This is a genomic window from Achromobacter sp. 10T422 (assembly GCF_056394065.1).
Window position 1 is genome coordinate 891,453 of record NZ_JBFTHD010000001.1, and the last position, 24,878, is coordinate 916,330.

The window sequence follows — 24,878 nt, forward strand, 5'->3', positions numbered from 1 at the left end:
GACGAATCCATGAAACACGCACGCATCGCCTATGAAGGCGCTATCCACCCCGCCACCGAAGCGCAGCCCGGCCACGTCCGCCTGGCCGACGGCCGCGTCCTGGCCGAAGACGCCGTGACGTGGCTGCCGCCCATCGAACCGCGCACGACGTTCACGCTGGCCATCAACTACGCGGACCACGCCCGCGAACTGGCCTTCAAGGCGCCCGACGAACCCTTGGGCTTTCTGAAGGCGGCCAACACCTTCGTCGGGCACCGCGCGCAAACGCTGCGCCCGGCCGACGTCGCCTTCATGCACTATGAATGCGAGCTGGCTGTCGTGATCGGCAAAACGGCGCGAGGCGTCTCGCGCGAGCAAGCCTACGACTACGTGGCGGGCTACACGGTGGCCAACGATTACGCGCTGCGCGACTACCTGGAAAACTGGTATCGCCCCAACCTGCGCGTGAAAAGCCGCGACACCTGCACGCCACTGGGCCCCTGGCTGGTCGACCGCGACGACGTGCCAGACCCCATGAACCTGAATCTGCGCACCACCGTCAACGGCGTCGAAACCCAACGCGGCAATACGCGCGACATGGTGTTCGACGTGCCCGCCCTGATCGAATACTTCAGCAGCTTCATGACGCTTTCCGCGGGCGACCTGATCCTGACCGGCACGCCCGACGGCATCGTCAATGTGGCGCCGGGTGACGAAGTTGTCACTGAAATCGAAGGCATCGGCCGGCTGGTCAACACGCTTGTTCCCTACCCCTCGTGAGCCCTCTACAGGACACCCCATGCTAGACACCCAAACGGTGCGCAACCTTGCCGCGCGCCTGCACGACGCCGAACGCAGCCGGCAGCAGATCGGCCAGATTTCACTGGAACACCCGGACATCACCATCGCCGACGCGTACGCCATTCAGCGCGCGTGGATGGACATCAAGCTGGCGGAAGGCCGCGAGAAGCGCGGGCACAAGATCGGGCTGACGTCGCGCGCCATGCAGCAGGCATCGCAAATCAACGAACCCGATTTCGGCATGCTGCTGGACGATATGTTCTTTGCCGATGGCAGCGACATTCCCGCAAGCCGGTTCATCCTGCCGCGCCTGGAAGTCGAGCTGGCGTTTGTGCTGGGCAAGCGGCTGCAAGGCCCGAACGTGACGTTGTTCCAGGTGTATGACGCGGTGGATTACGTGATCCCGGCGCTTGAGATCATCGACGCGCGCTCGCACGGCATCGACCCCGCCACGCAGCGCCCGCGCAAGGTGTTCGACACCATCGCCGACAACGCCGCGAACGCGGGCGTGGTGATGGGCGGTCGGCCCGTGAAGATCGGCGAGCTGGACTTGCGTTGGGTGGGCGCCATCTTGTCGCGCAACGCCGTCATCGAGGAAACCGGCGTGGCCGCAGGCGTCTTGAATCACCCGGCCAATGGCGTAGTATGGCTGGCTAACAAGCTGGCCGCCCACGACGTGGCGCTGGAAGCCGGGGAGATCATTTTGTCGGGTTCGTTCACGCGCCCGATCGCAGCCCGGCCCGGCGACACCTTCAATGTCGACTACGGCGTGCTGGGTTCCGTCAACTGTCATTTCATCTAACACGGCATGCCGTCCATGGACATCCTGACCAACACCTTCAAGCAAGCCTTGCGCGACCGCCAACCCCAGATCGGCCTGTGGGCCGGGCTGGCCAGCGCCTACACCTCCGAGATCGTCGCCGGCGCCGGCTTTGACTGGCTGCTGATAGACGGCGAACACGCCCCCAACACCTTGCAGACGACGCTGTCGCAACTGCAATCGGTGGCCGCTTACCCGGTAGCCGCCGTGGTGCGCCCCGCCTGGAACGACCCGGTACAGATCAAGCAGATTCTGGACACCGGCGCGCAGACCTTGCTGGTGCCGATGATTCAGTCCGCCGACGAAGCGCGCGCGGCGGTGGCCGCCGTGCGCTATCCGCCCGCTGGCATTCGTGGTGTGGGCAGCGCGCTGGCACGTTCATCGCGTTGGAACCGCATCCCGAATTACCTGGAGCGCGCGAACGACCAGATGTGCGTGCTGGTGCAAATCGAAACGCCGGCCGGCCTCGCCGCGCTGGATGAGATCCTGGCGGTGGACGGTGTGGACGGCGCCTTCATCGGCCCGGCCGACCTGTCGGCGGGCATGGGCTACCTGGGGCAGCCTGACCACCCCGAGGTCTTGAAGACCATCGACGACGCCATCACCCGCATCGTGCGCTCGGGCAAGGCCGCGGGCATCCTGCACGGCGGCGTGGCGCAAGCCAAGCACTATCTGGAATTGGGCGCCACCTTTGTGGCCGTGGGCGTGGACGCCATTCTGCTGGCGCGCGCCGCCGAAAACCTGGCGGCGCAATTCAAGGATGTGAAGCCGGTGGCAGCGGGCAAAGGTCCGTACTGACCGCGGTATTCACGAATAAAAAAAAGCGCACCCTGTGGTGCGCTTTTCTCTTGGGGCCGACGGAACGCAATCAGGAACGACCGCCCAGGCTGCCCCCGCCATCCACGCCCAGCACCTGGCCGGTAATGAAGCCCGCGTCATCGGACAGCAGGAAGGCGATGGCGGCGGCCACTTCGGCCGGCGTGCCCAGGCGCTTCATGGGCACGGAAGCCAGCGCGCGCTTTTCGCCTTCGCTGCCAGCCGGGCGCGTGGCGCGGAACATTTCGGTCTCGATCGGGCCGGGAGCCACCGCATTGGCGGTGACGCCGTACTCGGCCAGCTCCAGCGCCCAGGTGCGGGTGCAACCGACCAGCGCGTTCTTGGCGGCGGAATACGCGGTGCGGTCCAAGCCGCCATAAATGGCGCGGCTGACGACGTTGACGATGCGGCCGGCGCGGCGCACTTTCATGGATTCAATGAAGGCCTGCGTGACTTGCACCGCCACGCGCACGTTCAAGTCCAGCACGTTGTACAGCGTGGCCAGATCAATTTCACCCAGCGGTTGCGGCGACGCGATGCCGACGTTATTGACGACGGCGTCGACGGGGAATTTCTCGCGGATTTCGCGCAGCACTTCTTCGGTGCGGCCAGCGTCGGCCAGGTCACAGGCGTACAGATAACCGGGGAAATCGACATCCGTCGTGTTGCGCGCGATGCCCACCACATGACAACCCATGTCGGACAGCCGCTGCGTCAGCGCCCAGCCTATGCCCTTGGTGGCACCCGTAATGAGCACGCATTTGTCCTTCATGGATCGAAACCTCGTAGTCTGTTTGCTTGGTCAAAAACGGGCGCTTGGGCGCCCGGTGTTCCCAGTAGACACCATCCTGAGATGGCTGTCTTGTAAATTGCGTAGCAAATCTTGCCCGGCGGACACCCTGCCGCCCGGGACGGCAGGCGGCGAAATCAGCGCGTTCAGGCGTCGCGGGTGACGGGTACGCGGGGCGCCAGTGCGCACAGCAGCTCGTAGCCGATGGTGCCGGCGGCCATGGCCACTTCGTCGACCGACGGGCCGTCTTCGCCGAACAGCACGACGGGCGCGCCGACGCCCGCGGCGGGAATCGGGTCCAGGTCAACGATCAGCATGTCCATGGATACGCGGCCCAAGAGCTGGGTGCGGATGCCGGCCACAACAACCGGCGTGCCGGTGGTGGCGTGCCGCGGGTAGCCGTCGGCGTAGCCGCAGGCGACGATGCCCACGCGCATGGGGCGTTCGGCGCGGAAGATGGCGCCGTAGCCCACCGAATCGCCCGCCTTCAGTTCTTGCACCGCGATGATCTCGGAGCTGAGCGTCATGGCAGGCTTCAGGCCAAACGACGTGGCTTCAGCATCCGCGAACGGCGACGCGCCGTACAGGCAGATGCCCGGGCGCACCCAATGGGTTTGCGCTGGAGTGCTGACCGCGATGTCGGCAAAGCGCAAGGTGGCGGCCGAGTTGCAGACGCTGATTGCGCCCGGCATCTTATGCGTCACCGAATTAAACACGGCCAGTTGCTCGGTCACGCCTTGGGGGCCGTCCGCGCAGGCAAAGTGCGTCATCTTGCCCACCGAACCCAGCGTGCCCTGCTGTTGCAGCAGCATCGCGCGTTCATGGGCGGCGGGATAGGCGGCGGGGCTGAAGCCCAGGCGGTTCATGCCGCTGTTCAGCTTCAGCATGACGTCCACGCGGCGGGTGAAACGCGCGCGCGCCAGCATGTCCAGCTGTTCGCGGTTGTGTACGGTGGTGCTGAGATGGTAGCGGTCGACCAGATCCAGGTCGGACGGCTTGAAGAACCCTTCCAGCAGCAGAATGGGGCCGCCCCAACCGGCTTCGCGGCAGCGCACGGCTTCGTCCAGATCCAGCATCGCCAGGCCTTGCGCCTTGGAGAACCCCGTGACCGCTTGCTCAATGCCGTGTCCATACGCGTTGGCCTTGATGACCGCCCAGATGGAGGGCGGCAGGCCGGACGCGGCGGCGGCGGTTTGTTCAAGATGGTGGCGCACGGTGGCAAGATTGTGCGCAAGCGCGGAGACGGAAACAGTGGCTGATATGGGGCGCGGCATGGTGTGAGATCCTGTGGCGCTTAAGTCTAACTGATCGACGCCCTCGCGGGGACGCCCTCGCCGGGATGCCCTCGCCGAGATGCCCTCGCAGGGATGCGCTCGCCGGTACGCCCTCGCGGGGATGCCCTGACGGGTATAGCGCCCCGCCCAAAAAAGCGACTACTCTAAAATGCGTCGAACACGGTCCACCGGACCCGATCTGCACCGCTATCCATGTCCATCGATCACTACGAAAACTTTCCCGTCGCCTCGCTGCTGCTGCCGCGCAGGCTTCGCGGCGCTGTGACCGATATCTACCGGTTCGCCCGCTCGGCGGACGATATCGCCGATGAAGGCAGCGCGTCTGACGCCGAACGCCTGGCGCAGCTGGCCGCCTACCGCACCGAGCTGCACCGCATTGGCGCGGAGCCCGGCACGGTGCCCCCGCCCGGCCTGCCGCCGTTGTCGGACGTCTTCACGCCGCTGGCCAAGACCATCGCCCAGCACCAGTTGCCCATCACGCCGTTCTACGACCTGTTGTCCGCCTTTGAGCAGGACATCACCGTCAAACGCTACGAAGACTACGCGTCGCTTGCCGACTATTGCACGCGCTCGGCCAACCCGGTCGGCCGCCTGATGCTGCATCTGTTCAATGCCACCAGCCCGCAGGACATCGCCGAAAGCGACGCCATCTGCACGGGGCTGCAACAGGTGAACTTCTGGCAGGACGTGCGGGTGGACTGGCACAAGCATCGCGTCTACCTGCCGCAGGAAGACCTGCGCCGCCACGGCGTCACCGATGACGACCTGGCCGCCTGCCGCCTGACGCCCGCGTGGCGCGAGTTGATGGCCTTCCAGGTCGAACGCACGCGAGCGCTGCTACACTTCGGCGCTCCGCTGGCGCGCCGCCTGCCGGGCCGCATCGGCCTGGAGCTGCGCCTGGTGGTGCAAGGCGGGCTGCGCGTGCTGGAGCGTATCGAGGCAAGCAGCTACGATGTATTCATGAATCGCCCCGAATTGGGCGCCAAAGACTGGGCCATCATGCTGTGGCGCTCTATCAAGTAACAGGCCCTGCCTATCTATGACCCCTGACGAATACTGCCAGGAAAAGGCCGCGAAAAGCGGTTCCAGCTTCTACTACTCATTCCTGTTCCTGCCCCCCGAACGCCGCCGCGCGATCACGGCGCTGTACGCCTACTGCCGCGAAGTGGACGACGTGGTGGACGAATGCACCGACCCGTCGCTAGCGCGCATCAAGCTGGCGTGGTGGCGCACGCAGGTCGACCAGATGTTCGACGGCAAGCCCGATCACCCCGTGACGCGCGCGTTGCAGCCGCATCTGGAAAGCTGTTCGATCACCCGCGAGCGCCTGCTGGCTGTGGTCGATGGCATGGAAATGGATCTGGACCAGACCCGCTATCTGGACTGGCCTGGCCTGCGCAAATACTGCTGGCACGCCGCTGGCGTGGTGGGCGAGCTCTCGGCCGGTGTGTTCGGCTACAGCGATCCCAAGACGCTGGTCTACGCCGAAAAGCTGGGCTTGGCGTTCCAGATGACCAACATCATCCGTGACGTTGGCGACGATGCGCGCCGCGGCCGCATCTACATTCCGGTGAACGACATGCAGCAGTTCGAGGTCAAGGCCTCGGACATTTTGAACGGCGAATACTCGGACCGTTTCAGCGCGCTGATGAAGTTCCAGGCCGACCGCGCCCGTGAGCTGTACCGCGAGGCCATGAGCAATCTGCCCGAAGTTGACCGCCGGTCGCAACGCCCTGGGCTGATGATGGCCGCGATCTATTACGCGCTGCTTGACGAGATCGAGCGCGACAACTGGCAGGTGCTGCATCAGCGCATCTCGCTCACGCCGCTGCGCAAACTGTGGCTGGCCTGGAAAACCTGGGTGGGCGGCGGACGCGGACTGGTCCGCCGGTTGGCGCGGTGAAGGCGGCGGTAATCGGCGCGGGCTGGGCTGGCTTGGCGGCCAGCGTGGCCCTGCGTGAAGCCGGCGCCAAAGTCACCGTATTCGAAGCCGGCCACACGCCTGGCGGCCGCGCCCGCCGCGTGTTCCACGAAGCCTTTGAAGCCCCGCTGGACAACGGCCAGCATCTGTTGTCGGGCGCCTATCGGCAAACGCTGGCGCTGATGCGCCGCGTGGGCCGCAACCCCGACGCGCTGCTGATGCGCCGCCCGTTGCGGCTGGCCAGCCTGGACGGCCGCTTCCATCTGTCTGCCCCCCGCCTGCCCGCCCCGCTGCACATGGCGATTGCCATCCTGCGCGCGCGCGGCTTGTCGTGGTCCGACCGCTTTGCCTCGCTGCGGCTGATGCGCGGCTTGAAAGCCATGTCGTGGTCGCCGCCGCGCGACTGGACGGTGCTGCAATTGCTGCACTATCACGCGCAATCCGACGTGCTGATCCGGCAAATCTGGGAACCGCTGTGCCTGGCCGCGCTGAACACGCCCACGGCCACAGCCAGCGCCACGTTGTTTGCCCGCGTGCTGCGCGACAGCCTGGCCGGCGTGCGTGAAGACAGCGACCTGCTGCTGCCCTGCACCGACCTGTCCGCGCTCTGGCCCGACGCCGCCGCGCGCCAGGTCACGATGCGCTACGGCAGCACCGTGCGCCAGTTGCATCCGTCGGATGACGGCATCGTCGTCAACCAGGAACGCTTTGACGCCGCCGTGCTGGCCGTGCCGCCCACCTACGCCGCGCGCCTGCTGGACGCCCCCTTGCGCGAAGCCGGTGCGACCGGCCTGCTAGAAGCCCTGAAAGCGTTCGACTACCTGCCCATCGCCACCCTGAACCTGCGGCTGGCCGAACCGTGGCGGCTGCCCGAACCCATGATGATGCTGCGTGAAGAAGCCGCCCGCGGCCACGTCGGCCAATGGCTATTCGACCGCGCGCAATTGGCGGGTGACGCCAATTCGGGCGAACTGGCGGTGGTGGCCAGCGCCGCCACCAGCATCGCCGAACGCAATCGCCAGCAGGTGATCGAAGCGCTGATCGACCAGGTGGCGGAACAAGCGGCGCGCCATCCCGCGCGCCTGCCGGCCATGCCAGAGGTGTCGGCAGCGGAATTGCTGATTGAAAAACGCGCCACCTTCGCCGCGGTGCCGGGCCTGACCCGTCCACTGAACACCACGCCGTGGCCGACGTTGGCCCTGGCCGGCGACTGGACCGACACCGGCTACCCCGGCGTGTTGGAAGGCGCGGTGCGCAGCGGCCTGCAAGCCGCCCGCGTGCTGAACCCGCACGCCAGCTGACCGTATCAATGCCTGGGCCCGTGCGGCGGACGCCCGTCCGCCGCCGGCTCAGCGCAGCAAGTGCGCGGTAGCCAGACCCGCCGCCGTCAGCGCCAACGACCCGATCAGGCTCAACCCCGCATAGCTCAGCGCGGTGCCATATGCGCCGCGTTCCAGCATGGCGACCGTTTCGGCCGAGAAGGTTGAGAACGTGGTCAACCCGCCCATGAACCCGGTGATGACGCCCAGCCGCACCCATGCGGGCCATTCCGGATGCCCGGCCACCAGCGCCAGCACCAGCCCCACCAGATACCCGCCCGCCAGATTGACCGCGAACGTGCCCCATGGCCACGACTCCACGTTCAACCACAGGCTGACCAGCCAGCGCGCCCACGCGCCCAAGACGGCGCCCAGGCCCACGGCCAGAAAATTCAGGGGAATCAGGGTTTGGTAGACGGACATGGGCGTGTGGATATACCAGGGACTTGGCAAGAACGAAGCAGGAACGACGCAAGGACGAAAAGCAAGGACGAAGCAAAAAATAAGTGGCCTATCTTATCGCCGGGCGGCGTCTTGCACCTGACGGCGTGCTTAGAAATGGATTGAAATCTTCTTCTTCGCTTTGCCGGCGCGTTAATGCGGTCTTTTATAAGAGTAATTCTCATTAAATGTTAGAATCCGCCGCTTCAAACCGAATCCCGCATGGACAGTCAACCTACTCCCCGGCGCCGCGCCTACTGGCTCAAAACGCTGCATCAATGGCACTGGATCAGCTCGGCCCTGTGCCTGCTGGGAATGCTGTTGTTCGCCATCACCGGCCTCACGCTGAACAACGCGTCGCACATTGAATCGAAGGCGGTGGTCGCCACCCGCCAGGCGCAGTTGCCCGAACCCGTGTTGAAGCAGTTGACCGCCCCCGCCGGGCAAAAAAAGGCGCCGCTGCCCGCCCCCGTTGCCCAATGGCTGGACGACACGCTGGATGCCGGCACCGCCAACAAAACCGCTGAATGGTCCGCCGACGAGGTGTATTTGTCGTTGCCGCGGGCCGGTGGCGACGCCTGGCTGTCCATTGACCGGGCCAGTGGCGAAGTCGAATACGAACGCACCGACCGCGGTTGGGTGTCGTACCTGAACGATCTGCACAAGGGCCGCAACACCGGCCTGGCGTGGAGCTGGTTCCTTGATATTTTCGCCGTCGCCTGTCTGGTCTTTTCGCTGACCGGACTGGTGCTGCTCAAGATGCACGCCGGTAACCGCAGCGCGACCTGGCCCATGGTGGGGCTGGGCGTCGTGATCCCCGTGGTTCTGGCCCTGCTCTTCATCCACTGATTCCATCGATCCGCCCCTGGAGAATTCCATGCGCAAACTGTTGTTGTCGGCCGTCTTGGCCGGCGCCATCGCCCGAACGGCCAACGCGGCTGACATCAGCGTATCCATCGAGGTGCCGCGCCTGGATGTGGCCGAGTACCACCGCCCGTATGTGGCGATCTGGATCGAGAACCCCGACCAAAGCGTCGCCACCGATCTGGCCGTTTGGTACGACGTGGCCAAGAAGAACAACGAAGGCACCGAGTGGCTGAAAGACATGCGCCAATGGTGGCGCCGCAGTGGCCGCAACCAGCAGTTTCCGGTGGACGGCGTCAGCGGCGCGACCAAGCCCGTGGGCAAGCATGCGCTGAGCTTTGATGCGGCGTCCAAGCCCTTGGCCGCGCTCAAGCCCGGCCAGTACGCCGTGGTGGTTGAAGCTGCGCGCGAAGTCGGCGGCCGCGAGCTGCTGCGCATCCCCTTCCAGTGGCCGCCGCAAAAGGCCGAGCAACTGACGGTGCGCGGCGAACACGAATTGGGCGCGATCGCGCTCGACCTCAAACCCTGATGCCCCCCTACACGCCTTCAAGGAGCGCAACCATGAAATCCGCCGCCAAACTGGCCGCCGCCCTGGCGCTGTGCCTGCCCTTCGCCGCCCACGCGCATGACGTGTGGATGGTGCCGTCGTCCACCGTGCTGTCGGGCACCGACAGCTGGATCACCGTCGATGCCGCTGTTGGCAACGACAAGTTCTACTTCAACCACGCGCCGCTGCGCCTGGACGGCTTGGCCGTCGTCGCGCCCGATGGCAGCGCCGCCGAAGCCGAAAACCTGAACCGCGGCAAGCTGCGCAGCACGTTTGATTTGCAGTTAAAGCAAAGCGGCACCTACCGCGTGGCGGTCGTCAACGACGGCGTGTTCGCACGCTGGAAAGAAGACGGCAAGAACAAGCGCTACTTCGGCAAGGTGGAAGGCATGGCCCAAGCCGTGCCCGCCAACGCGCAAGAGCTGGAAGTGTCGCAAAGCCTGGGCCGCGTCGAAACGTTCGTGACGGCGGGCAAGCCCACGCCCGTCAAGCCGGTGGGCCGTGGCCTGGAGCTTGCGCCAGTCACGCATCCCAACGACCTGTTCACGGGCGAAGAAGCCACGTTCCAGATGTTGATTGACGGCAAGCCCGCCGCCGAACTGGAAGTGAATGTCGTGCCGGGCGGCAGCCGCTATCGCGACAAGGTCGGCGAAATCAAGCTGAAGACCGACAAGGACGGCAAGTTCGCAGTGAAGTGGGCGCAGCCGGGCCTGTACTGGATTGAAGCCGGTCTGGAAGACGCGAAGGTCACCGTGCCGCAAGCGAAGAAGCGCCGCCTGTCGTACGCCGGCACCGTCGAAGTGCTGCAACCCTAAGCGAACACGCGTGTCCACGCCCCCTTCCTACGCGCCACGCGGCGCGGCGGCTCCCGTCGTCCGCGTGGCTTACGGCGCCATGCCCGCCCCGCTGCCCGAGCTTGCCGCACTGGCGGGCGCGACCATGGGCACCACCTGGTCCGCGCGCATGGCGTTGCCCGCCGGCTGCGGCAGCGACGCCGCGCGGCGCGCCATCCAGGCCGCGCTGGACGAGGTGGTGGCGCAGATGAGCACGTGGGAAGCGGACTCGGACATCACGCGTTTCAATCAAGCGGCGCCCGGCTGGCGGGCCTTGCCCGACGGCTTCTTCCATGTGCTGCGCCACGCGCTGGCGCTGGCGGAAGACAGCGGCGGCGCTTACGACCCCACCGTGGGGCCGCTTGTGAACGCCTGGGGCTTTGGTCCGCACCAACGCGCATTCGAACCGCCCTCTTCTGCTGCGATCGACGCCGCCCGCGCCCGTTGCGGCTGGCAGCGCGTGACGCTGGACGCCGCCGCCCAAGCCGCGTGGCAACCGGGTGGCGCGTATATCGACCTGTCTTCCATCGCCAAGGGCTACGGCGTGGACCGCGCCGCGATGGCGCTGGATGCGTTGGGTATCTCGCAATACCTGGTGGAAGTGGGCGGCGAACTGCGTGCGCGCGGCATGCGGCCCGATGGGCAGCCCTGGCGCGTAGCCATAGAAGTGCCCGACGCCAGCGATGACCACGCGCTGGCCTTGCCGCTGGAAAACTGCAGCATCGCCACATCGGGCGACTACCGCCGCCACGCTGGCAGCGGCGACGCGCGCTATGCCCACACCATTGACCCGCGCACCGGCCAGCCCGTGCGCAATAACGTCGCATCCGTCTCCGTGCTGCACCCGGTGTGCATGCAGGCCGACGCCTTGGCCACGGTGCTGACAGTGCTGGGCGAAACGGACGGCCTGGCCTACGCCCGCCGTCACGATCTGGCGGCGTTGTTCATCTTGCGCGATGCCGATGCCGACGCTTACCGCGTCATCGCCACCCCAGCCTTTCAGGCGCTGGCGCTGCCCCGCTGAACTTATGAGCCTGACCCGATTGATTGCAGCGGCGTGCGTGGTGGGCGTGTGGTTGCTGCTCTGCCTGTGGGCGTGGCGGCGCGCCCGTCAACACGACGCCCAACAGGCGCAGGCGCTAGCCGCCTTGAATGCCCCGGCACCCGACGACACCATGCTTGTCGCTTACGCCACGCAAACGGGCTATGCCGAATCGCTCGCCGCGCAGACCGCAGAGTCGCTGCGCGCGGGCGGATTAAGTGTGCGCGTGGCGGCCCTGGATCAGCTGGATGTGGCGCGGCTGTCTGGCTACCGGCGCATGCTGTTCGTGGCCAGCACGTACGGCGAAGGCGACCCGCCCGATGCCGCCGCTGCGTTCGCGGGCCAGATGCAGCCCCGACCTTCTTCCCCGCCTGCAGCCGCAGTCACAGCCGCAGCGAGGAATGCAGCCACTGCCGCAACCACCGCGACAGACGCAACCGCCCCCGCCCTCTCAGGCGCACAATACGCCGTGCTGGCATTGGGTGACAGCGAATACGCGCAGTTCTGCGGCTTCGGCCATCGGCTCAACGACTGGCTGCATGAGCAAGGCGCCACCCCCTTGTTCGACTTGGTCGAAGTGGACAATGGCGACCCCGCCGCGCTGCGCCACTGGCAGCATCACCTGGGCTTGCTGGCCGGCCGCAGCGACCTGCCCGACTGGCAAGCGCCCGTCTATGAAACCTGGCGGCTCACCGGGCGCAAGCTGCTCAACCCCGACAGCCAAGGCGGCCCGTGCTATCTGCTGACGTTGACGCCGCCCGCCGGGCAAACGCCGCACTGGCTCGCGGGCGATATCGCTGAAATCGGCCCCCGGCAGGAACGTGGCGGCGCGCTGCTGGCGCACCGCGAATACTCCATTGCGTCGGTGCCTGAAGATGGCGCGATTCAACTGCTGGTGCGCCAGATGCGCAGCGCCGATGGCGGGCTGGGCGTAGGCAGCGGCTGGCTGACTCATATTGCGCGAGTGGGCGACGAGATCGACCTGCGCGTGCGCACCAACCGTAATTTCCATGCGCCGATTGATGACCGGCCGTTGATCCTGATCGGCAACGGCACAGGGCTGGCGGGCCTGCGCGCGCTGATCAAGGCGCGGCGCGCGCGGGGCCATCACCGCAACTGGCTGGTGTTTGGCGAACGCAACGCGGTGCATGATGCGTTCTGCGGAGACGAGATCACGGCATGGCGTATCGACGGCACGCTGGCGCGCGTGGACACCGTCTATTCCCGTGACCAGCCCCAGCGCCGCTACGTGCAGCACCTGCTGCGCGAACAAGCCGGCACGCTGCGGGACTGGGTAGAAGACGGCGCCGCCATCTATGTGTGCGGCAGCCTGCAAGGCATGGCGGGCGGCGTGGACGCCGCGCTGCAAGACATCCTGGGCGACGACCGCCTGCAAGCCTTGCTGCACGACGGCCGGTACCGGCGCGACGTTTACTAGCAACGCCGTCTGAAGCCGTCAGTGCCAGCGCGGCGTGTACTAGCAACGCCGTCTGAAGCCGCCAGTACCGACGCGGCGTGTACTAGCAACGCCGTCTGACGCCGTCAGTACCGACGCGGCGTGTACTAGCAAATGCCGTCTGAAGCCGTCAGTACCGACGCGGCGTTTACAGCCGCTTCGTCCGGCGCGGATGCCGCCCCCGCTTCCTTATTGCAGCTTGATCTGCGCGCGGTCGATCACCGTCTTCCAGCGGTCGCGTTCCGTGCGGATCTGATCGCCAAATTCCGCCGGAGTATTGCCCAGCGGAAACGCGCCCGTCTCTTCCATCTTCGCCGCCGTGGCGGGGTCGCGCACGGCTTGCGCGAATGCCTTCGCCAGCTTGTCGCGCACGTCTTCCGGTATGCCGGCCGGGCCGACGACGCCGTACCACGCGGTGACGTCGTAATCCTTGTAGCCCTGCTCCGCAAACGTCGGCACGTCCGGCAGGCGCGGGTTGCGCTCGGTGCCGGTGATGGCCAAGGCGCGCAGATGCTGGCTCTTCAGGTACGGCAACGACGACGGGAAGTTGTCGAAGATCACCGGCACCACGCCGCCCACCGTATCGGTCAGCGCGGGCGCCGAGCCCCGGTACGAAATGCTGTTCATCTTGCCGCCGATGAGTTGCAGAAACCAGATCATGCCCAGATCGTTCACGCCGCCTGCGCCCGCGTTGGCGTAGCCGTCCTTGTTGGGATTGGCGCGCACATGCGTGACGAAATCGGCCAGCGTCTGCGCGGGGTATTTCGGATTCACGCTCAGGATGTTGGGGCTGGTGACCAGGTTGCTGATCGGGGTGAAGTCCTTGACCGGGTCATACGCCAGGTTGGGAAACAGGTGCGGCGCGGTGCCGTGCGTGCTGACCGTGGCCAGGCCCACGGTGTAGCCATCAGGCTTGGCGCGCGCGGTGGCGGTCATGCCGATGGTGCCAGACGCGCCGGTGCGGTTCTCCACCACGATCTGCTGGCCCAGGATCTCGCCCGCCTTCGCCGCCGCCAAACGGCCGACGATATCAGTGGGGCCGCCCGCCGGGAACGGCACGATCAGCGTGATGGGGTGGTCGGGAAAAGCGGCGTGGGCGGCGGGCAGCACGGCCGCGAGCAACACAGCGGCACAGGTTTTGCGCATCATGATGGGGTTGTCTCCTACGGGATAGGGGGGGTTGTTATTGGGGTTGTTATTGAGTTGTTATTGATTGTTTATTGGCGTGATGACGGTGCGCACGTTGGCGCGCGATCACCCTGCCGCGGCCTCGCGCCGCAAAATCTTGCCCGGCCGCGCCATGCCTTCCACGGCGGGAAACACCGGCTGCCCATTCACCAGCACGTGCTCAACGCCCACCGAGGGCAGCGTGGGCGATTCCCATGTGGCGCAATCCAGCACGGTGTCCGCGTCGAACACCACAACGTCCGCCCACGCCCCCGGGCTCAGTTGGCCCCGGCCCGACAGCCCGAACACACGCGCGGGCAAGGCCGTCATCTTGGCGACGGCGGCCTCAAGCGTCAGCAGTTCGGCCTCGCGCACGTAGCGGCCCAGCACGCGCGTGAAGCTGCCCCACAAACGGGGATGCGGATGCGCGTCGTTGGGCAGGCCGTCTGAACCCACCATGCAGCAGTCATGCTGGAAGATGCGCTGAACTTCGGCGTCGTCCATCGCGAAGTAGATGGCACCCGCGGGGCAAAGCCGTTCTGCCGCTTCCTGTTTGCCGCACCCCCAGCGCGCCGCGATGTCGGCAAGCGATTCCCCGCTGCATTCGGGATGCGGCACCGACCACGTAATGCGGATGTCATCGATGCTGTCGGCGCGTTCCGGGATCAGGATGGTGGAGCTGCCCGGGTACGGGTAGATGTCCAGCGCCACGTCCACGCCTTCGGCGCGCGCGCGGTCGATGTTGGCCAGCGTGGCGCGGCTCTTGCCCCAGTTGCGCGGCATCATGCATTTGTGGTGCGACAGCACGGTCGCGCAGCCGGTGTTGCGGCCCACGGACAGCACTTCGTCTACCGCCGCTTCGACGTCATCGCCCTCGTTGCGGATGTGGCTCGTGTGCAGCGCGCCTTCTGCGGCGGCCACGCGTGCCAAGCCGTCCAGTTCCGCTTGCTCGGCCGCACCGCCGGGCTGATACGCGAGACCCGTGCTGAAGCCCACCGCGCCTGCCGCCAACGCATCGGCCAGCATGCGCTCCATGGCGCGTTGCTCGTCAGGCGTGGGTGCGGCCGCCGGGTCGCGCATGGCGGCCAGACGCAGATTGGCGTGGCCGACCAGCGCCGCAACGTTGATCATCGGTTGCTGCGTGCGCAGCGTGTCGAAATAGGCGTGCATGTCGGCGAACAAGGGCGTCTCACCCAGCAGCGCAAGCGCCGCTGCGGTGTTACCCGGCAAGGGCGCGGGCGCGCCGCTGACGCCACAGTTGCCCACCACCACCGACGTAATCCCCTGGCTGGTCTTCCATTCCAGACCGGGTTTTTCCACGAACATCAGGTCATCGTGGCCATGCGAATCAATGAAGCCCGGCGCCACGATCTTGCCGCGCGCGTCCAGCCGGCGCGTGGCGGCGGCATGGGACAAGTCACCGATGGCCGCAATGCGCTCGCCCGCCACCGCCACATCGGCGCGCCGGCGTGCTCCGCCCAAGCCGTCAATAACCCAGCCGCCTTCAATGATCAGATCGAATTTTTCCTGTTGCATGATCGCCCTCCCTGGATGAAGCCCCTAGTATCGTCGGCGTGATCAATCTGGAAAAATTGTTTTTATTGATCCATCTATCGTGGTTTGAAATGAATCGTCTGCCCAAGCACGTCACCCTGAAGCACTTGACTGCGTTTGTCGCGGTGGCCCAGGAATCCAGTTTCACGCATGCGGCCAAGCGCCTGTTCCAAACGCAGTCGTCGGTGACGAGCCTGGTGCGCCAACTGGAAGACGCGCTCGCCACCCAGCTCTTTGCGCGCACCAGCCGGCGCGTGTTGCTGACGGCGGCGGGCGAAGAATTCCTGCCGCGCGTGATGCGGTTGCTGGCGGATTTTGATGGCGTGATCGAAGACGTGGTGCGCTTTGGGGCGTTGGAGCGCGGGCGCGTGGGCCTGGCGGCGGCGCCATCGGCCATTACGGAAATCATCGCTCCGGCGGCGGCGGCGTTTGCGGCGCAGTACCCGGCCGTGCGCCTGTACTTAAGCGACGACAACTCCGGCCGCATCCAGCGCAAAGTGGCCGCGCGCGAGGTGGACTTCGGGCTGACCAGCCGCTGGGCAGACGCCCCCGGCCTGCGCTTTGATCCCTTGCTGGAAGACCGCTTCGGTGTGCTGTACCGCGCCGATGACGCGAGCCTGCGCCCGGGCCGCGACGGCACCATGCGCTGGTCGGATCTGGCGCAACGCAAGCTGGTGGGCGTGGTGGACGAAACCGGCATCATGGCGCTGCTGCGCGCCCGCGCGGATTTACCGATCGAGGCTGGCGCACCCTTCTACGAAGCGTCCAGCACAACGTCGCAAGCGGCGCTGGTGAAGGCGGGTCTGGGCGTGGCGCTGCTACCCGCGCTGGCCGCGGAACGCGTGCTGGAACCCGGCCTGGCGTACGCCTTGCTGGCGCGGCCCACCGTCGTGCGCACGGTGTGCATCATCCGGCACAAGGAATATCCGCTAAGCCCCGCCGCGCAAGCGCTGATCCGCGCCATTCATGACTATCTGCGGGGCGCCGTGCTGCCCGCCGGCTGCAAGCGCGTGCCGGCGAACAGAAAAACGTTGGCGGTGTAGCTGCGAACAGAAAGACGTTAGCGGCGTAGCTGCGAACAGAAAGACGTTAGCGGCGTAGCGGCGAACAGGAAGACGTTAGCGGCGTAGCGGCGAAGAGAAAGACCTTGGCGGTGTAGCGGCGATCAGGAAGGCTCGAACAGCGCAGCGGCGATCGCCAAGCGGAACGGGCCGCAGCTCAATTCGCGATCAACCCTGCACTGACCCCGCGCGCACCTTCTCATCCAGCGCCGCCAGCCCCGCCGCGAAAACGCCCTGGCCCACGGCCTTGGCCACGTCGGCCAGCTCGGCGCCTTCCACGCGGAAGTCGGCCCACCATTCCACCAGCGTGTGGCCGCTTTCGGTGATGGGGCGCAGCGACACGCCGGCGATGTAGTCGCGCATCGGCAAGCTGGTCTCGATGATGGAATAGCGCAGCGCCGTGCCGGGGTCGTCCAGCATCAGCAACTGCTCGCGCACAAAGCCCGAGGGCTTGAGCGCCAGATATCGCACACTGCCCACCGCGTCGTGGCGGCCGTCGGCTTCCAGCCGGCTTTGCGCGATGCCAGGATGCCACCCGGCCAGGCCGTTGAAGTCACGGAACAAGGGCCAAACCTTGTCCAGCGGCGCGTGGATGATGGCACTGACGTGTACGGTGTGCGGCATGGGAACGCCTCTTAGAAGGTCAGGTTTTTGAACTCGCGCGTGGCAGCGGTCAGCGCTTGTTCGGTGGGCAGGCGCTCCATGGAGCTGGCGCCATAGAAACCGTGGCAATGCTTGCAGGCGCGCAGCACGTGCGCGGCGTCGTCAGGCGTGGCGATGGGGCCGCCATGGCACAGCACGATGATGTCCGGGCGCACGGCCAACGCGGCTTCGGCGATGCGGTCGATGGCGGCGACGCAGCCGTCCAGCGTCTGCGACGTTTCGGCGCCGATGGAACCGCCGGTGGTCAGGCCCATGTGCGCGACGATGATGTCGGCGCCCGCTTTCGCCATGGCCACCGCATCGTCTTCGTTGAACACGTAGGGCGTGGTCAGCATGCCCTTCTTGTGCGCCAGACGGATCATGTCGACTTCCAGCGCATAGCCCATGCCGGTCTCTTCCAGGTTGGCGCGGAAGGTGCCGTCAATCAAGCCCACGGTAGGAAAGTTCTGCACGCCGGAAAATCCCTGGCGCTTCAGGTCGTCCAGGAACACATCGAAATCGCAGAACGGGTCGGTGCCGTTCACGCCGGCCAGCACTGGCGTCTGCTTCACCACCGGCAGCACTTCGCGGCCCATGTCGACCACGATCTCGTTGGCGTTGCCGTAGGCCAGCAAGCCGGCCAGCGAGCCCCGGCCGGCCATGCGGTAGCGGCCCGAGTTATAGATCACGATCAGGTCGATGCCGCCCGCTTCTTCGCACTTGGCTGACAGCCCCGTGCCTGCGCCGCCGCCCACGATGGGCGTGCGCGCGCGCACCATGGCGCGAAACTTGTCCAGCAGCTCGTTACGGTCAAAACGCGGCATGACGGCAATCCTTAGTGTGTAGCAATGTCAAGAAAGTGATCGACCGCCGTCTTGGCGAACAGCGGGTCGTTGATGTGGCACGGCACGCGCACCAGGCGGCGGTTGGGCGTCTGCACCAGATGCGCTTCCAGCGCGGCGAACAAGGCGGCATCGGCCTCGGGGTTCCAGAACGCCTGGCCCGGCGCGTCCAGCGCCGAAACGCCGCCTTCGGGAATCAAAAAGCGCACCGGCCCGTTGCATTGATTCAGCTTCGCGGCGATCCATTCGCCCTGCCGCGTGTTTTCCTCGACCGTGGTGCGCATCAGCGTCACCTGCGGATTGTGCGGATAGAACTGGCGGCCTTGATAGCGTTCGGGAATGGTCTCCATACCGCCAAAATTCACCATGTCCAGCGCGCCGCAAGATCCAACATAAGGCGCGCCCGTGCGCGCCACCGCGCCGAAGCGGTCTTCGGTGCAGGCCAAGACGCCGCCGAACAGGAAGTCGCACACTTCCGTTGTGGTCAGGTCCAGCACGCCGCCCAGCAGATGGCTGTCCAGCAGCTTTTCCATCGACTGCCCGCCCGTGCCCGTGGCGTGAAACACCAGGCAGTCGTAGCGCGATTCCAGCAAAGGCGTTACCTGCTGCACGCAGGCGGTCGTCACACCGAACATGGTGATGCCAACGGCAGGCCGGCTGTCGTCTTCGGCCGCAATGCTATCCGCCATCCGGAACGCGCCTGCGACGGCGCCTGCGGCATTGGCCAGCACGCGGCGTGAAATGCGGTTAAGACCGGCCACGTCGGTCACGGAATACATCATGGCGATATCAGAGGGCCCGACATACGGCGCGACATTGCCCGAGGCCATCGTCGACACCATCAGCTTGGGCGTGCCGATGGGCAAGGCGCGCATCGCGGGGGTGATCAGCGCGGTGCCGCCCGAGCCGCCCAGGCCCAGCATGGCGCCAATGCCGTCATGGCCGGCCGCATAGCGCTCAAAGGCCAGCGCCATGGCGGCGATTGCGGTGCCGCGGTCGCCGGTGAAGACGGCGTCAACGCCATCGGGATGGCTGCGCGCCACCTCTTGCGCCTGCACCTGCGCCGCGCTGGCGGCGCCCGAGGTGGACACGTCCACCGACACCACGTCCAGCCCGTCGCGCTTGAGCAGATTCACGACGTACTCGGCTTCGTGGCCCTTGGTGTCGTAGGTGGCGGCAACAAAGACCCGCCGATTCGAATGCGTCATGGCTCCTCCGCGGGCGGCTACACTCGGTGCGCGCCTCGATATGTGAGGCCGCTAGGCCTGTAGAATCAAGAAATGAGACGAAAGAATCATACTGAGACACCTGTCTCACGTCAAACCTTAGCCCCTGCCAAACCCGCCGCCGGATCGGGCGCGGCTGCCCGCCTGATCGCACCCGCCAGCCCGCAGGCCGCGGCCAGCGGCGAACCGCCTCACGGCCCGCGCGCCCGCATGCGCAAGACGCTGCTGGATGCCGCGCAGCAGTTGATGGCTCAAGGCATTACGCCATCAGTCGCGGAACTGGCCGAACACGCCCAGGTATCGCGCGCCACCGCCTACCGCTACTTTCCCAGCCAAAGCGCGCTGATCGCGGCCGTGGTGGACGAGAGCCTGGGCCCCATCCTGGCGTGGGACTCCACCGCGCCGGATGCCGCGACGCGGGTCGATGAGCTGCTGCGCTTTGCTTACCCCCGGCTGGCATCGCACGAAGCGCCGCTGCGCGCCGCCATCATGGTGTCTTTGCAGCAGCACGCCGAAGCCGCTGCGGGCAAGTCCACCGCCGAACCGCGATTGGTGCGCGGCCACCGTGTCGACATCCTGAAGCGCGCCATCGCGCCGTTGGCGGCAGAGCTGTCGGCGGCCGAGCAGGCGCGCGTGGCGCAAGCGTTGTCGCTGGTGTACGGCACGGAGGTGTTTCTGGTGTTGAAAGACATCTGGAATCTGGACCTGCCCGCGGTGACGGACGTGGTGCGCTGGACGGCCAACGCCATCATCAACCAGGCGCTGGCAGACGCGAACGCAGCGAAGCCGTAGGCGCGCAATCCCCCGTACTGCCCGTACCCGGCCGGGGCGCTCGCGCTCGCGCCTCGCGCCTCGCGCCTCACGCTCCACGCGCGGCTGTCATGGCCGCGTCACCCGCCGCCTGCATAGTTCCGCGTTTTGCGGCCATGCCTTTCGCATGCCGCCAAACGTTGGAGTGTGTCCATGCAGTTCGAAGTATCCCGCTTGCGGCGGGCCATCATGCCCTTGTCGCTGGCTTGCGTCACCCTGTTGAGCGCGTGCGGCGGCAGTGATGACGATGACGAAACCGTGACAGCGCCCACCCCGCCGGCCGTCACCGAACCCGCGCCGCCCGTTGAGCCGAAGCCGCCGGTTGAAACCGGCGCCTGGAGCGCGGGCGACCTGCATGTGCACACGTACCAATCGGACGACGCGCAAGTCAGCCTGGAAAGCGCGCTGGACCAGGCCTTTGACCGCTACAAGCTGGACTGGGCCGCCATTTCGAACCACTTGCGCCTGTCTGGCCGTGACCACACCGGCACCGCGCTGGCAGGCGGCTCCATTCCGTTTTCCAGCGGCATGGCGCAGTACGAAGTGCCTTTCATCAAAAGCGCGCAGGCCGCAGGCCGCTATGTCGGCAAGATCATCTTCTCGTCGTTCGAATGGGACATGCCCACGCATGACCACGTGAACATCGGCATTGGCACAAACGACCCGAGGTCGGCCAAGTCGCTGCAAGCGGTGGCCGAATTCGAATACCTGTTCACCAACCGCGACCCCGCGCTGTTCGACCCGCTGCTGGTGTCGCGCTTGTCGGGCGAAACCCGCGCGTTCACCACGCATGCCGATTCGCTGGCCGCGCTGAAGTGGCTGCGCGACAAGCACCCCGACAGCTACATGCTGCTGAATCACCCGTCGCGCTATGCCGGCAAGTACACGGTCGCGCAACTGCGCGAGATGAACGACCTGGCGCCGTCCGTCTTCTTCGCCATTGAAGGCATGGTGGGCAACCAGATGGAGCCGGACCGCGGCGGCTACGCCACGGCCTACACCAACGCCTTCCTGCCCAACCGCACGTATGGCGGCGTGGACTATCTGGTCGCGCACTTGGGCGGCACGTGGGACGCACTGTTGGGCGAAGGCCGGCGCATTTGGACGGTGGCTGATTCCGACTTCCACTTCCGCACCGCATCGGGCCTGTACAGCTCTGGCTACGCGCCCGGCGAATACGCCAAGACGCACGTCTGGAAAGACGGCAACGACATGGCGGCCGTGGTCGCGGGTTTGAAGAGCGGCCGCGTGTTCGGTGTGTTCGGCGACTTGATCGACGCGCTGGACTTCCAGGCCAAGGGCGCGGCGGGCGCTGTGCACATGGGCGGCGAACTGCAAGCCGCCAAGGGCGAGAAAGTGGAAGTCACCATCCGCTTTCGCAGCCCAGACAGCAACCACTACGAATACCCGATCGAAAGCGGCAACCCGACCTACGTGAAACCCACCGTCAACCACGTGGACCTGATTGTGGGCGACGTGGGCACGCGCGCCGCCGCCGGCACCGCGGGTTACGACGCCGACACCAACCCCACGACCCGCGTACTGGCTCGCTTCACCCGCGCCGACTGGGCGGTGGACGCCGAAGGCTACAACGTAATCAAGACGACGGTGACGGCGGACAAGAGCCAGTACCTGCGCTTGCGCGGCACGAACCTGGGCGTGGACGTGGCGGGCGAAACGGCAGCGGGCGAACCGTTGCCCGACGCCAAGGTGGACCTGGCGGATAACGCCGCCCGCTTCAACGCCATCAACGCGCGCAACTACAACGACCTGTGGTTCTACTCGAACCCGGTGTTCGTGACGGTCGCTCAGTAACGCTGGCGGAAGCAGACTGGATGTGAATCCCGTCGCAGGCAAAAAAAAGCCCAGCGCACACATTGCGCTGGGCTTTTTCGTTTGCAGCACTTACTGCAAGGTGCGGGTGAAGATGAATTCCCCGTCTTGCCAATCGACCGGCACCACATCGCGCGGCCCGAACTTGCCTTCCAGGATCAGGCGCGCCACCGGGTTCTCGATCTGTTGCTGGATCGCGCGCTTCAAGGGGCGCGCGCCAAACACCGGATCGAAACCGGAGCGGGCCAGTTCCGCCAAGGCGGCCTCGGTCACTTCCAGGCGCATCTCCTGCTTTTCCAACCGCGCGCCAAGGCGGCGCAACTGGATGCGGGCGATGGACTCGATGTGCTGCGCTTCCAGTCCGTGGAACACGACCACTTCGTCGATACGGTTCAGGAATTCGGGCCGCAGCGTCTGCTTCAACTCGCCCCACACCACTTCCTTCACCACGTCATACGGTTGGCCGGCCAGGCTCTGGATGTGATGCGAACCCAGGTTCGACGTCATCACGATCACCGTATTGCGGAAGTCCACCGTGCGGCCCTGGCCATCGGTCAGACGGCCGTCGTCCAGCACTTGCAGCAGCACGTTGAACACGTCCGGATGGGCCTTTTCGACCTCGTCCAGCAGCACCACGCTATACGGCTTGCGGCGCACGGCTTCGGTCAGGTAGCCGCCCTCTTCGTAGCCCACGTATCCCGGCGGCGCGCCAATCAGCCGCGCCACCGAATGCTTCTCCATGAACTCGCTCATGTCGATGCGGATCAGGTGCTCTTCGGAGTCGAACATGAACTCGGCCAGCGCCCGCGTGAGTTCGGTCTTGCCCACGCCGGTGGGGCCCAGGAACAGGAACGAACCGTAAGGCCGCGCGGGGTCGGCAAGACCCGCACGCGAACGCCGGATGGCGTCGGACACCAGCCGCACGGCCTCGTCCTGACCCACCACGCGCTTGTGCAGGAACTCTTCCATGTGCAGCAGTTTTTCGCGTTCGCCCTGCATCATCTTCGACACGGGAATGCCGGTGGCGCGCGACACGACTTCGGCAATTTCTTCGGCGCCGACTTTGGTGCGCAGCAGACGCGGACGGCTTTCGTCGCCCTCGGCGTTTTCAGCGGCCTGCGCAGCGCCCACTTCGGCGGCCTTCAGGCGCGATTCCAAGTCCGGCAGCTTGCCGTATTGCAGTTCAGCCAGCTTGTCGAATTGACCCTTGCGCTGCAACTCCGCCATTTCGGCGCGCACGCTGTCGATCTCTTCCTTGATGGCCTGCGTGCCTTGCACGGCGGCCTTTTCGGCCTTCCAGATTTCTTCGAAGTCGTTGTATTCGCGTTGCAGCTTTTCCAGTTCGTCTTCAATGACGCCCAGGCGGCGCTTGGACGCGTCGTCGGTTTCCTTCTTGACGGCTTCGCGTTCGATCTTCAACTGGATGATGCGGCGGTCAAGCTTGTCCATCACTTCGGGCTTGGAATCGATTTCCATGCGGATGCGCGCACCGGCTTCGTCGATCAGGTCGATGGCCTTATCGGGCAGGAAGCGGTCGGTGATGTAGCGGTGCGAGAGCTCGGCCGCGGCCACGATTGCCGGGTCGGTGATTTCAACCCCGTGGTGGATTTCATAGCGTTCCTGCAAACCGCGCAGGATCGCGATGGTGGATTCCACATCGGGTTCGTCGACCAGCACCTTCTGGAAGCGCCGCTCCAGCGCCGCATCCTTTTCGATGTACTTGCGGTATTCGTCCAGCGTGGTGGCGCCAATGCAATGCAGCTCGCCGCGCGCCAGCGCCGGCTTGAGCATGTTGCCGGCGTCCATCGCGCCTTCGGCCTTGCCCGCGCCCACCATGGTGTGCAGCTCGTCGATGAAGACGATGTTGCTGCCGTCGTCCTGGCCCAGCTCTTTCAGCACGGCCTTCAGGCGCTCTTCGAATTCACCGCGGAACTTGGCGCCGGCCAACAGCGCAGCCAGGTCCAGCGACAGCACGCGCTTGCCGCGCAGGCTCTCGGGCACTTCGTCGTTGACGATGCGCTGCGCCAGGCCTTCGACGATGGCGGTCTTGCCCACGCCGGGTTCACCGATCAGGACCGGGTTGTTCTTCGTGCGGCGTTGCAGGATCTGGATGGTGCGGCGAATTTCGTCGTCGCGGCCGATCACCGGGTCGAGCTTGCCTTGGCGGGCGCGCTCGGTCAGGTCCATCGTGTACTTGGACAGGGCTTCGCGGTTGGATTCGCCTTCGGCGCCCGAGACGTTTTCGCCGCCGCGCACGGCGTCGATCGCGGACTCCAGGGCCTTCTTTTGCAGGCCGGCATCACGCAGGATGCGGCCAGCTTCGCCCTTGTCGTCGGCCAGCGCCAGCAGGAACAATTCGCTGGCGATATAGGTGTCGCCCCGGCGCGCGGCTTCCTTGTCGGTGCGCGTGAGCACCGCGTTCAGGTCACGGCCGACCTGGACGTTGTCGTCGCCTTGCACCTGGGGCAGCGACTTCAGGGCGCTTTCCAAGGCGGGTTGCAGGCGGTTCACCGCCACACCGGCGCGCGCCAGCAGGCTGCTTGCTCCGCTGTCCGGATCGGACAACAGCGCCGACAGCACGTGTACGGGCTCGATGTAGGGGTGGTCGTTGCGGGCGGCCAGACTTTGGGCGTCGGCCAGGGCTTGCTGGAACTTGGTAGTCAGTTTGTCGAATCGCATAATGGTCGTTTGGCTTGTTGGGGAGCCTGACCGATACGTGCCGGCTGGCTCGATATCCTGAATATGCGGTCGGATGAGAGAATTTCAACACCTGCCGCACACGGGTTTGCTTCGACATGCATTCAGACGTGCATTCAGAC

At 65.9% G+C, this 24,878-nt stretch carries 23 protein-coding genes; 14 read left to right on the forward strand and 9 right to left on the reverse strand.

Annotation, left to right across the window (positions count from 1 at the left end; all coding sequences use genetic code 11):
* The first annotated feature begins 9 nt into the window (after window positions 1-9).
* Genes AC1DB0_RS03780 through hpaI form a run of 3 tightly spaced genes read left to right on the forward strand, consistent with a single transcriptional unit; the run spans window position 10 to window position 2,398 of the window.
* Window positions 10-759 (forward strand): fumarylacetoacetate hydrolase family protein, encoded by a 750-nt coding sequence (locus AC1DB0_RS03780; RefSeq protein ID WP_476756562.1) that lies wholly within the window; start codon window positions 10-12, stop codon window positions 757-759.
* A gap of 19 nt (window positions 760-778) precedes the next feature.
* Window positions 779-1,582 carry a 2-oxo-hept-4-ene-1,7-dioate hydratase gene (gene hpaH, locus AC1DB0_RS03785; protein WP_054424917.1) on the forward strand — a complete coding sequence of 268 codons (804 nt, stop codon included), beginning with the start codon at window positions 779-781 and terminating at the stop codon, window positions 1,580-1,582.
* A gap of 15 nt (window positions 1,583-1,597) precedes the next feature.
* On the forward strand, window positions 1,598-2,398 hold the full coding sequence (gene hpaI / locus AC1DB0_RS03790; protein WP_454669310.1) for a 4-hydroxy-2-oxoheptanedioate aldolase: 801 nt from the start codon (window positions 1,598-1,600) through the stop codon (window positions 2,396-2,398).
* Window positions 2,399-2,468: 70 nt separating this feature from the next.
* Here hpaI and AC1DB0_RS03795 read toward each other — a convergent pair whose 3' ends face one another.
* On the reverse strand, window positions 2,469-3,188 hold the full coding sequence (locus AC1DB0_RS03795; protein ID WP_054424913.1) for an SDR family oxidoreductase: 720 nt from the start codon (window positions 3,186-3,188) through the stop codon (window positions 2,469-2,471).
* 164 nt (window positions 3,189-3,352) lie between these two features.
* Complete coding sequence (gene alr, locus AC1DB0_RS03800) at window positions 3,353-4,480, reverse strand: alanine racemase (RefSeq protein WP_054424911.1); 1,128 nt, start codon at window positions 4,478-4,480, stop codon at window positions 3,353-3,355.
* 213 nt (window positions 4,481-4,693) lie between these two features.
* Between alr and hpnC the strand changes: the two genes are divergently transcribed.
* From hpnC to hpnE, 3 genes are read left to right on the forward strand one after another with little or no spacing between them, the layout of a single operon-like run.
* Window positions 4,694-5,524, forward strand: coding sequence for a squalene synthase HpnC (hpnC, locus tag AC1DB0_RS03805; RefSeq protein WP_054424909.1), 831 nt, complete (start codon window positions 4,694-4,696; stop codon window positions 5,522-5,524).
* A gap of 16 nt (window positions 5,525-5,540) precedes the next feature.
* A complete protein-coding gene (gene hpnD, locus AC1DB0_RS03810) occupies window positions 5,541-6,404 on the forward strand; it encodes a presqualene diphosphate synthase HpnD (protein WP_054424908.1) in 864 nt (287 codons plus the stop codon).
* Complete coding sequence (gene hpnE, locus AC1DB0_RS03815) at window positions 6,401-7,723, forward strand: hydroxysqualene dehydroxylase HpnE (RefSeq protein ID WP_054424906.1); 1,323 nt, start codon at window positions 6,401-6,403, stop codon at window positions 7,721-7,723. The genes hpnD and hpnE overlap by 4 nt, the downstream gene beginning before the upstream one ends.
* A 48-nt stretch (window positions 7,724-7,771) precedes the next feature.
* On the opposite strand, the gene crcB is transcribed toward hpnE, so the two are convergent.
* Entirely contained in the window at window positions 7,772-8,164 is a 393-nt protein-coding gene (gene crcB, locus AC1DB0_RS03820) for a fluoride efflux transporter CrcB (protein ID WP_054424905.1), read from the reverse strand.
* A 240-nt stretch (window positions 8,165-8,404) separates the two neighbouring features.
* On the opposite strand from crcB, the gene AC1DB0_RS03825 reads away from it, so the two are divergent.
* The 5 genes from AC1DB0_RS03825 (at window position 8,405) to AC1DB0_RS03845 (ending at window position 12,906) form a co-directional block, all read left to right on the forward strand.
* Window positions 8,405-9,031 carry a PepSY-associated TM helix domain-containing protein gene (locus tag AC1DB0_RS03825; RefSeq protein ID WP_427948774.1) on the forward strand — a complete coding sequence of 209 codons (627 nt, stop codon included), beginning with the start codon at window positions 8,405-8,407 and terminating at the stop codon, window positions 9,029-9,031.
* A 28-nt stretch (window positions 9,032-9,059) separates the two neighbouring features.
* Window positions 9,060-9,575, forward strand: coding sequence for a DUF2271 domain-containing protein (locus tag AC1DB0_RS03830; protein WP_054424901.1), 516 nt, complete (start codon window positions 9,060-9,062; stop codon window positions 9,573-9,575).
* Window positions 9,576-9,607: 32 nt separating this feature from the next.
* Entirely contained in the window at window positions 9,608-10,408 is an 801-nt protein-coding gene (locus AC1DB0_RS03835) for a DUF4198 domain-containing protein (protein ID WP_054424900.1), read from the forward strand.
* Between the two features lie 79 nt (window positions 10,409-10,487).
* Window positions 10,488-11,450, forward strand: coding sequence for an FAD:protein FMN transferase (locus tag AC1DB0_RS03840; RefSeq protein ID WP_476756850.1), 963 nt, complete (start codon window positions 10,488-10,490; stop codon window positions 11,448-11,450).
* 4 nt (window positions 11,451-11,454) lie between these two features.
* Window positions 11,455-12,906, forward strand: a complete 1,452-nt coding sequence (locus AC1DB0_RS03845; protein WP_476756561.1) for a sulfite reductase subunit alpha — start codon at window positions 11,455-11,457, stop codon at window positions 12,904-12,906.
* A 207-nt stretch (window positions 12,907-13,113) separates the two neighbouring features.
* Here AC1DB0_RS03845 and AC1DB0_RS03850 read toward each other — a convergent pair whose 3' ends face one another.
* Together AC1DB0_RS03850 and AC1DB0_RS03855 are read right to left on the reverse strand one after the other, a co-directional pair.
* On the reverse strand, window positions 13,114-14,073 hold the full coding sequence (locus tag AC1DB0_RS03850) for a tripartite tricarboxylate transporter substrate binding protein BugE (protein WP_476756560.1): 960 nt from the start codon (window positions 14,071-14,073) through the stop codon (window positions 13,114-13,116).
* 105 nt (window positions 14,074-14,178) lie between these two features.
* On the reverse strand, window positions 14,179-15,627 hold the full coding sequence (locus AC1DB0_RS03855; RefSeq protein ID WP_476756559.1) for an N-acyl-D-amino-acid deacylase family protein: 1,449 nt from the start codon (window positions 15,625-15,627) through the stop codon (window positions 14,179-14,181).
* An 89-nt stretch (window positions 15,628-15,716) separates the two neighbouring features.
* Between AC1DB0_RS03855 and AC1DB0_RS03860 the strand changes: the two genes are divergently transcribed.
* The gene (locus AC1DB0_RS03860) at window positions 15,717-16,688 is read left to right on the forward strand and encodes a LysR family transcriptional regulator (RefSeq protein WP_441370758.1); all 972 of its coding nucleotides are present in this window, start codon (window positions 15,717-15,719) and stop codon (window positions 16,686-16,688) included.
* A 186-nt stretch (window positions 16,689-16,874) separates the two neighbouring features.
* On the opposite strand, the gene AC1DB0_RS03865 is transcribed toward AC1DB0_RS03860, so the two are convergent.
* Genes AC1DB0_RS03865 through AC1DB0_RS03875 form a run of 3 tightly spaced genes read right to left on the reverse strand, consistent with a single transcriptional unit; the run spans window position 16,875 to window position 19,398 of the window.
* Entirely contained in the window at window positions 16,875-17,330 is a 456-nt protein-coding gene (locus AC1DB0_RS03865) for an SRPBCC family protein (RefSeq protein ID WP_054424890.1), read from the reverse strand.
* Window positions 17,331-17,341: 11 nt separating this feature from the next.
* A complete protein-coding gene (locus AC1DB0_RS03870) occupies window positions 17,342-18,172 on the reverse strand; it encodes a phosphoenolpyruvate hydrolase family protein (RefSeq protein WP_175169397.1) in 831 nt (276 codons plus the stop codon).
* Window positions 18,173-18,183: 11 nt separating this feature from the next.
* A complete protein-coding gene (locus AC1DB0_RS03875) occupies window positions 18,184-19,398 on the reverse strand; it encodes a Tm-1-like ATP-binding domain-containing protein (protein ID WP_427945726.1) in 1,215 nt (404 codons plus the stop codon).
* A gap of 162 nt (window positions 19,399-19,560) precedes the next feature.
* On the opposite strand from AC1DB0_RS03875, the gene AC1DB0_RS03880 reads away from it, so the two are divergent.
* Window positions 19,561-20,208, forward strand: coding sequence for a TetR/AcrR family transcriptional regulator (locus AC1DB0_RS03880; RefSeq protein WP_175169568.1), 648 nt, complete (start codon window positions 19,561-19,563; stop codon window positions 20,206-20,208).
* A 171-nt stretch (window positions 20,209-20,379) separates the two neighbouring features.
* Window positions 20,380-22,041 carry a CehA/McbA family metallohydrolase domain-containing protein gene (locus AC1DB0_RS03885; RefSeq protein ID WP_476756558.1) on the forward strand — a complete coding sequence of 554 codons (1,662 nt, stop codon included), beginning with the start codon at window positions 20,380-20,382 and terminating at the stop codon, window positions 22,039-22,041.
* A 90-nt stretch (window positions 22,042-22,131) separates the two neighbouring features.
* Here AC1DB0_RS03885 and clpB read toward each other — a convergent pair whose 3' ends face one another.
* Window positions 22,132-24,738 carry an ATP-dependent chaperone ClpB gene (clpB, locus tag AC1DB0_RS03890; protein ID WP_175169400.1) on the reverse strand — a complete coding sequence of 869 codons (2,607 nt, stop codon included), beginning with the start codon at window positions 24,736-24,738 and terminating at the stop codon, window positions 22,132-22,134.
* Window positions 24,739-24,878 lie beyond the last annotated feature (140 nt).

Excerpts from the sequence above, each read along its gene's own strand:
- AC1DB0_RS03780 (WP_476756562.1), top strand. The coding sequence starts at position 10 with ATGAAACACGCACGCATCGCCTATGAAGGCGCTATCCACCCCGCCACC.
- hpaH (WP_054424917.1), top strand. The coding sequence starts at position 779 with ATGCTAGACACCCAAACGGTGCGCAACCTTGCCGCGCGCCTGCACGAC.
- hpaI (WP_454669310.1), top strand. The coding sequence starts at position 1,598 with ATGGACATCCTGACCAACACCTTCAAGCAAGCCTTGCGCGACCGCCAA.
- AC1DB0_RS03795 (WP_054424913.1), bottom strand. The coding sequence starts at position 3,188 with ATGAAGGACAAATGCGTGCTCATTACGGGTGCCACCAAGGGCATAGGC.
- alr (WP_054424911.1), bottom strand. The coding sequence starts at position 4,480 with ATGCCGCGCCCCATATCAGCCACTGTTTCCGTCTCCGCGCTTGCGCAC.
- hpnC (WP_054424909.1), top strand. The coding sequence starts at position 4,694 with ATGTCCATCGATCACTACGAAAACTTTCCCGTCGCCTCGCTGCTGCTG.
- hpnD (WP_054424908.1), top strand. The coding sequence starts at position 5,541 with ATGACCCCTGACGAATACTGCCAGGAAAAGGCCGCGAAAAGCGGTTCC.
- crcB (WP_054424905.1), bottom strand. The coding sequence starts at position 8,164 with ATGTCCGTCTACCAAACCCTGATTCCCCTGAATTTTCTGGCCGTGGGC.
- AC1DB0_RS03825 (WP_427948774.1), top strand. The coding sequence starts at position 8,405 with ATGGACAGTCAACCTACTCCCCGGCGCCGCGCCTACTGGCTCAAAACG.
- AC1DB0_RS03830 (WP_054424901.1), top strand. The coding sequence starts at position 9,060 with ATGCGCAAACTGTTGTTGTCGGCCGTCTTGGCCGGCGCCATCGCCCGA.
- AC1DB0_RS03835 (WP_054424900.1), top strand. The coding sequence starts at position 9,608 with ATGAAATCCGCCGCCAAACTGGCCGCCGCCCTGGCGCTGTGCCTGCCC.
- AC1DB0_RS03840 (WP_476756850.1), top strand. The coding sequence starts at position 10,488 with ATGCCCGCCCCGCTGCCCGAGCTTGCCGCACTGGCGGGCGCGACCATG.
- AC1DB0_RS03845 (WP_476756561.1), top strand. The coding sequence starts at position 11,455 with ATGAGCCTGACCCGATTGATTGCAGCGGCGTGCGTGGTGGGCGTGTGG.
- AC1DB0_RS03850 (WP_476756560.1), bottom strand. The coding sequence starts at position 14,073 with ATGATGCGCAAAACCTGTGCCGCTGTGTTGCTCGCGGCCGTGCTGCCC.
- AC1DB0_RS03855 (WP_476756559.1), bottom strand. The coding sequence starts at position 15,627 with ATGCAACAGGAAAAATTCGATCTGATCATTGAAGGCGGCTGGGTTATT.
- AC1DB0_RS03860 (WP_441370758.1), top strand. The coding sequence starts at position 15,717 with ATGAATCGTCTGCCCAAGCACGTCACCCTGAAGCACTTGACTGCGTTT.
- AC1DB0_RS03865 (WP_054424890.1), bottom strand. The coding sequence starts at position 17,330 with ATGCCGCACACCGTACACGTCAGTGCCATCATCCACGCGCCGCTGGAC.
- AC1DB0_RS03870 (WP_175169397.1), bottom strand. The coding sequence starts at position 18,172 with ATGCCGCGTTTTGACCGTAACGAGCTGCTGGACAAGTTTCGCGCCATG.
- AC1DB0_RS03875 (WP_427945726.1), bottom strand. The coding sequence starts at position 19,398 with ATGACGCATTCGAATCGGCGGGTCTTTGTTGCCGCCACCTACGACACC.
- AC1DB0_RS03885 (WP_476756558.1), top strand. The coding sequence starts at position 20,380 with ATGCAGTTCGAAGTATCCCGCTTGCGGCGGGCCATCATGCCCTTGTCG.
- clpB (WP_175169400.1), bottom strand. The coding sequence starts at position 24,738 with ATGCGATTCGACAAACTGACTACCAAGTTCCAGCAAGCCCTGGCCGAC.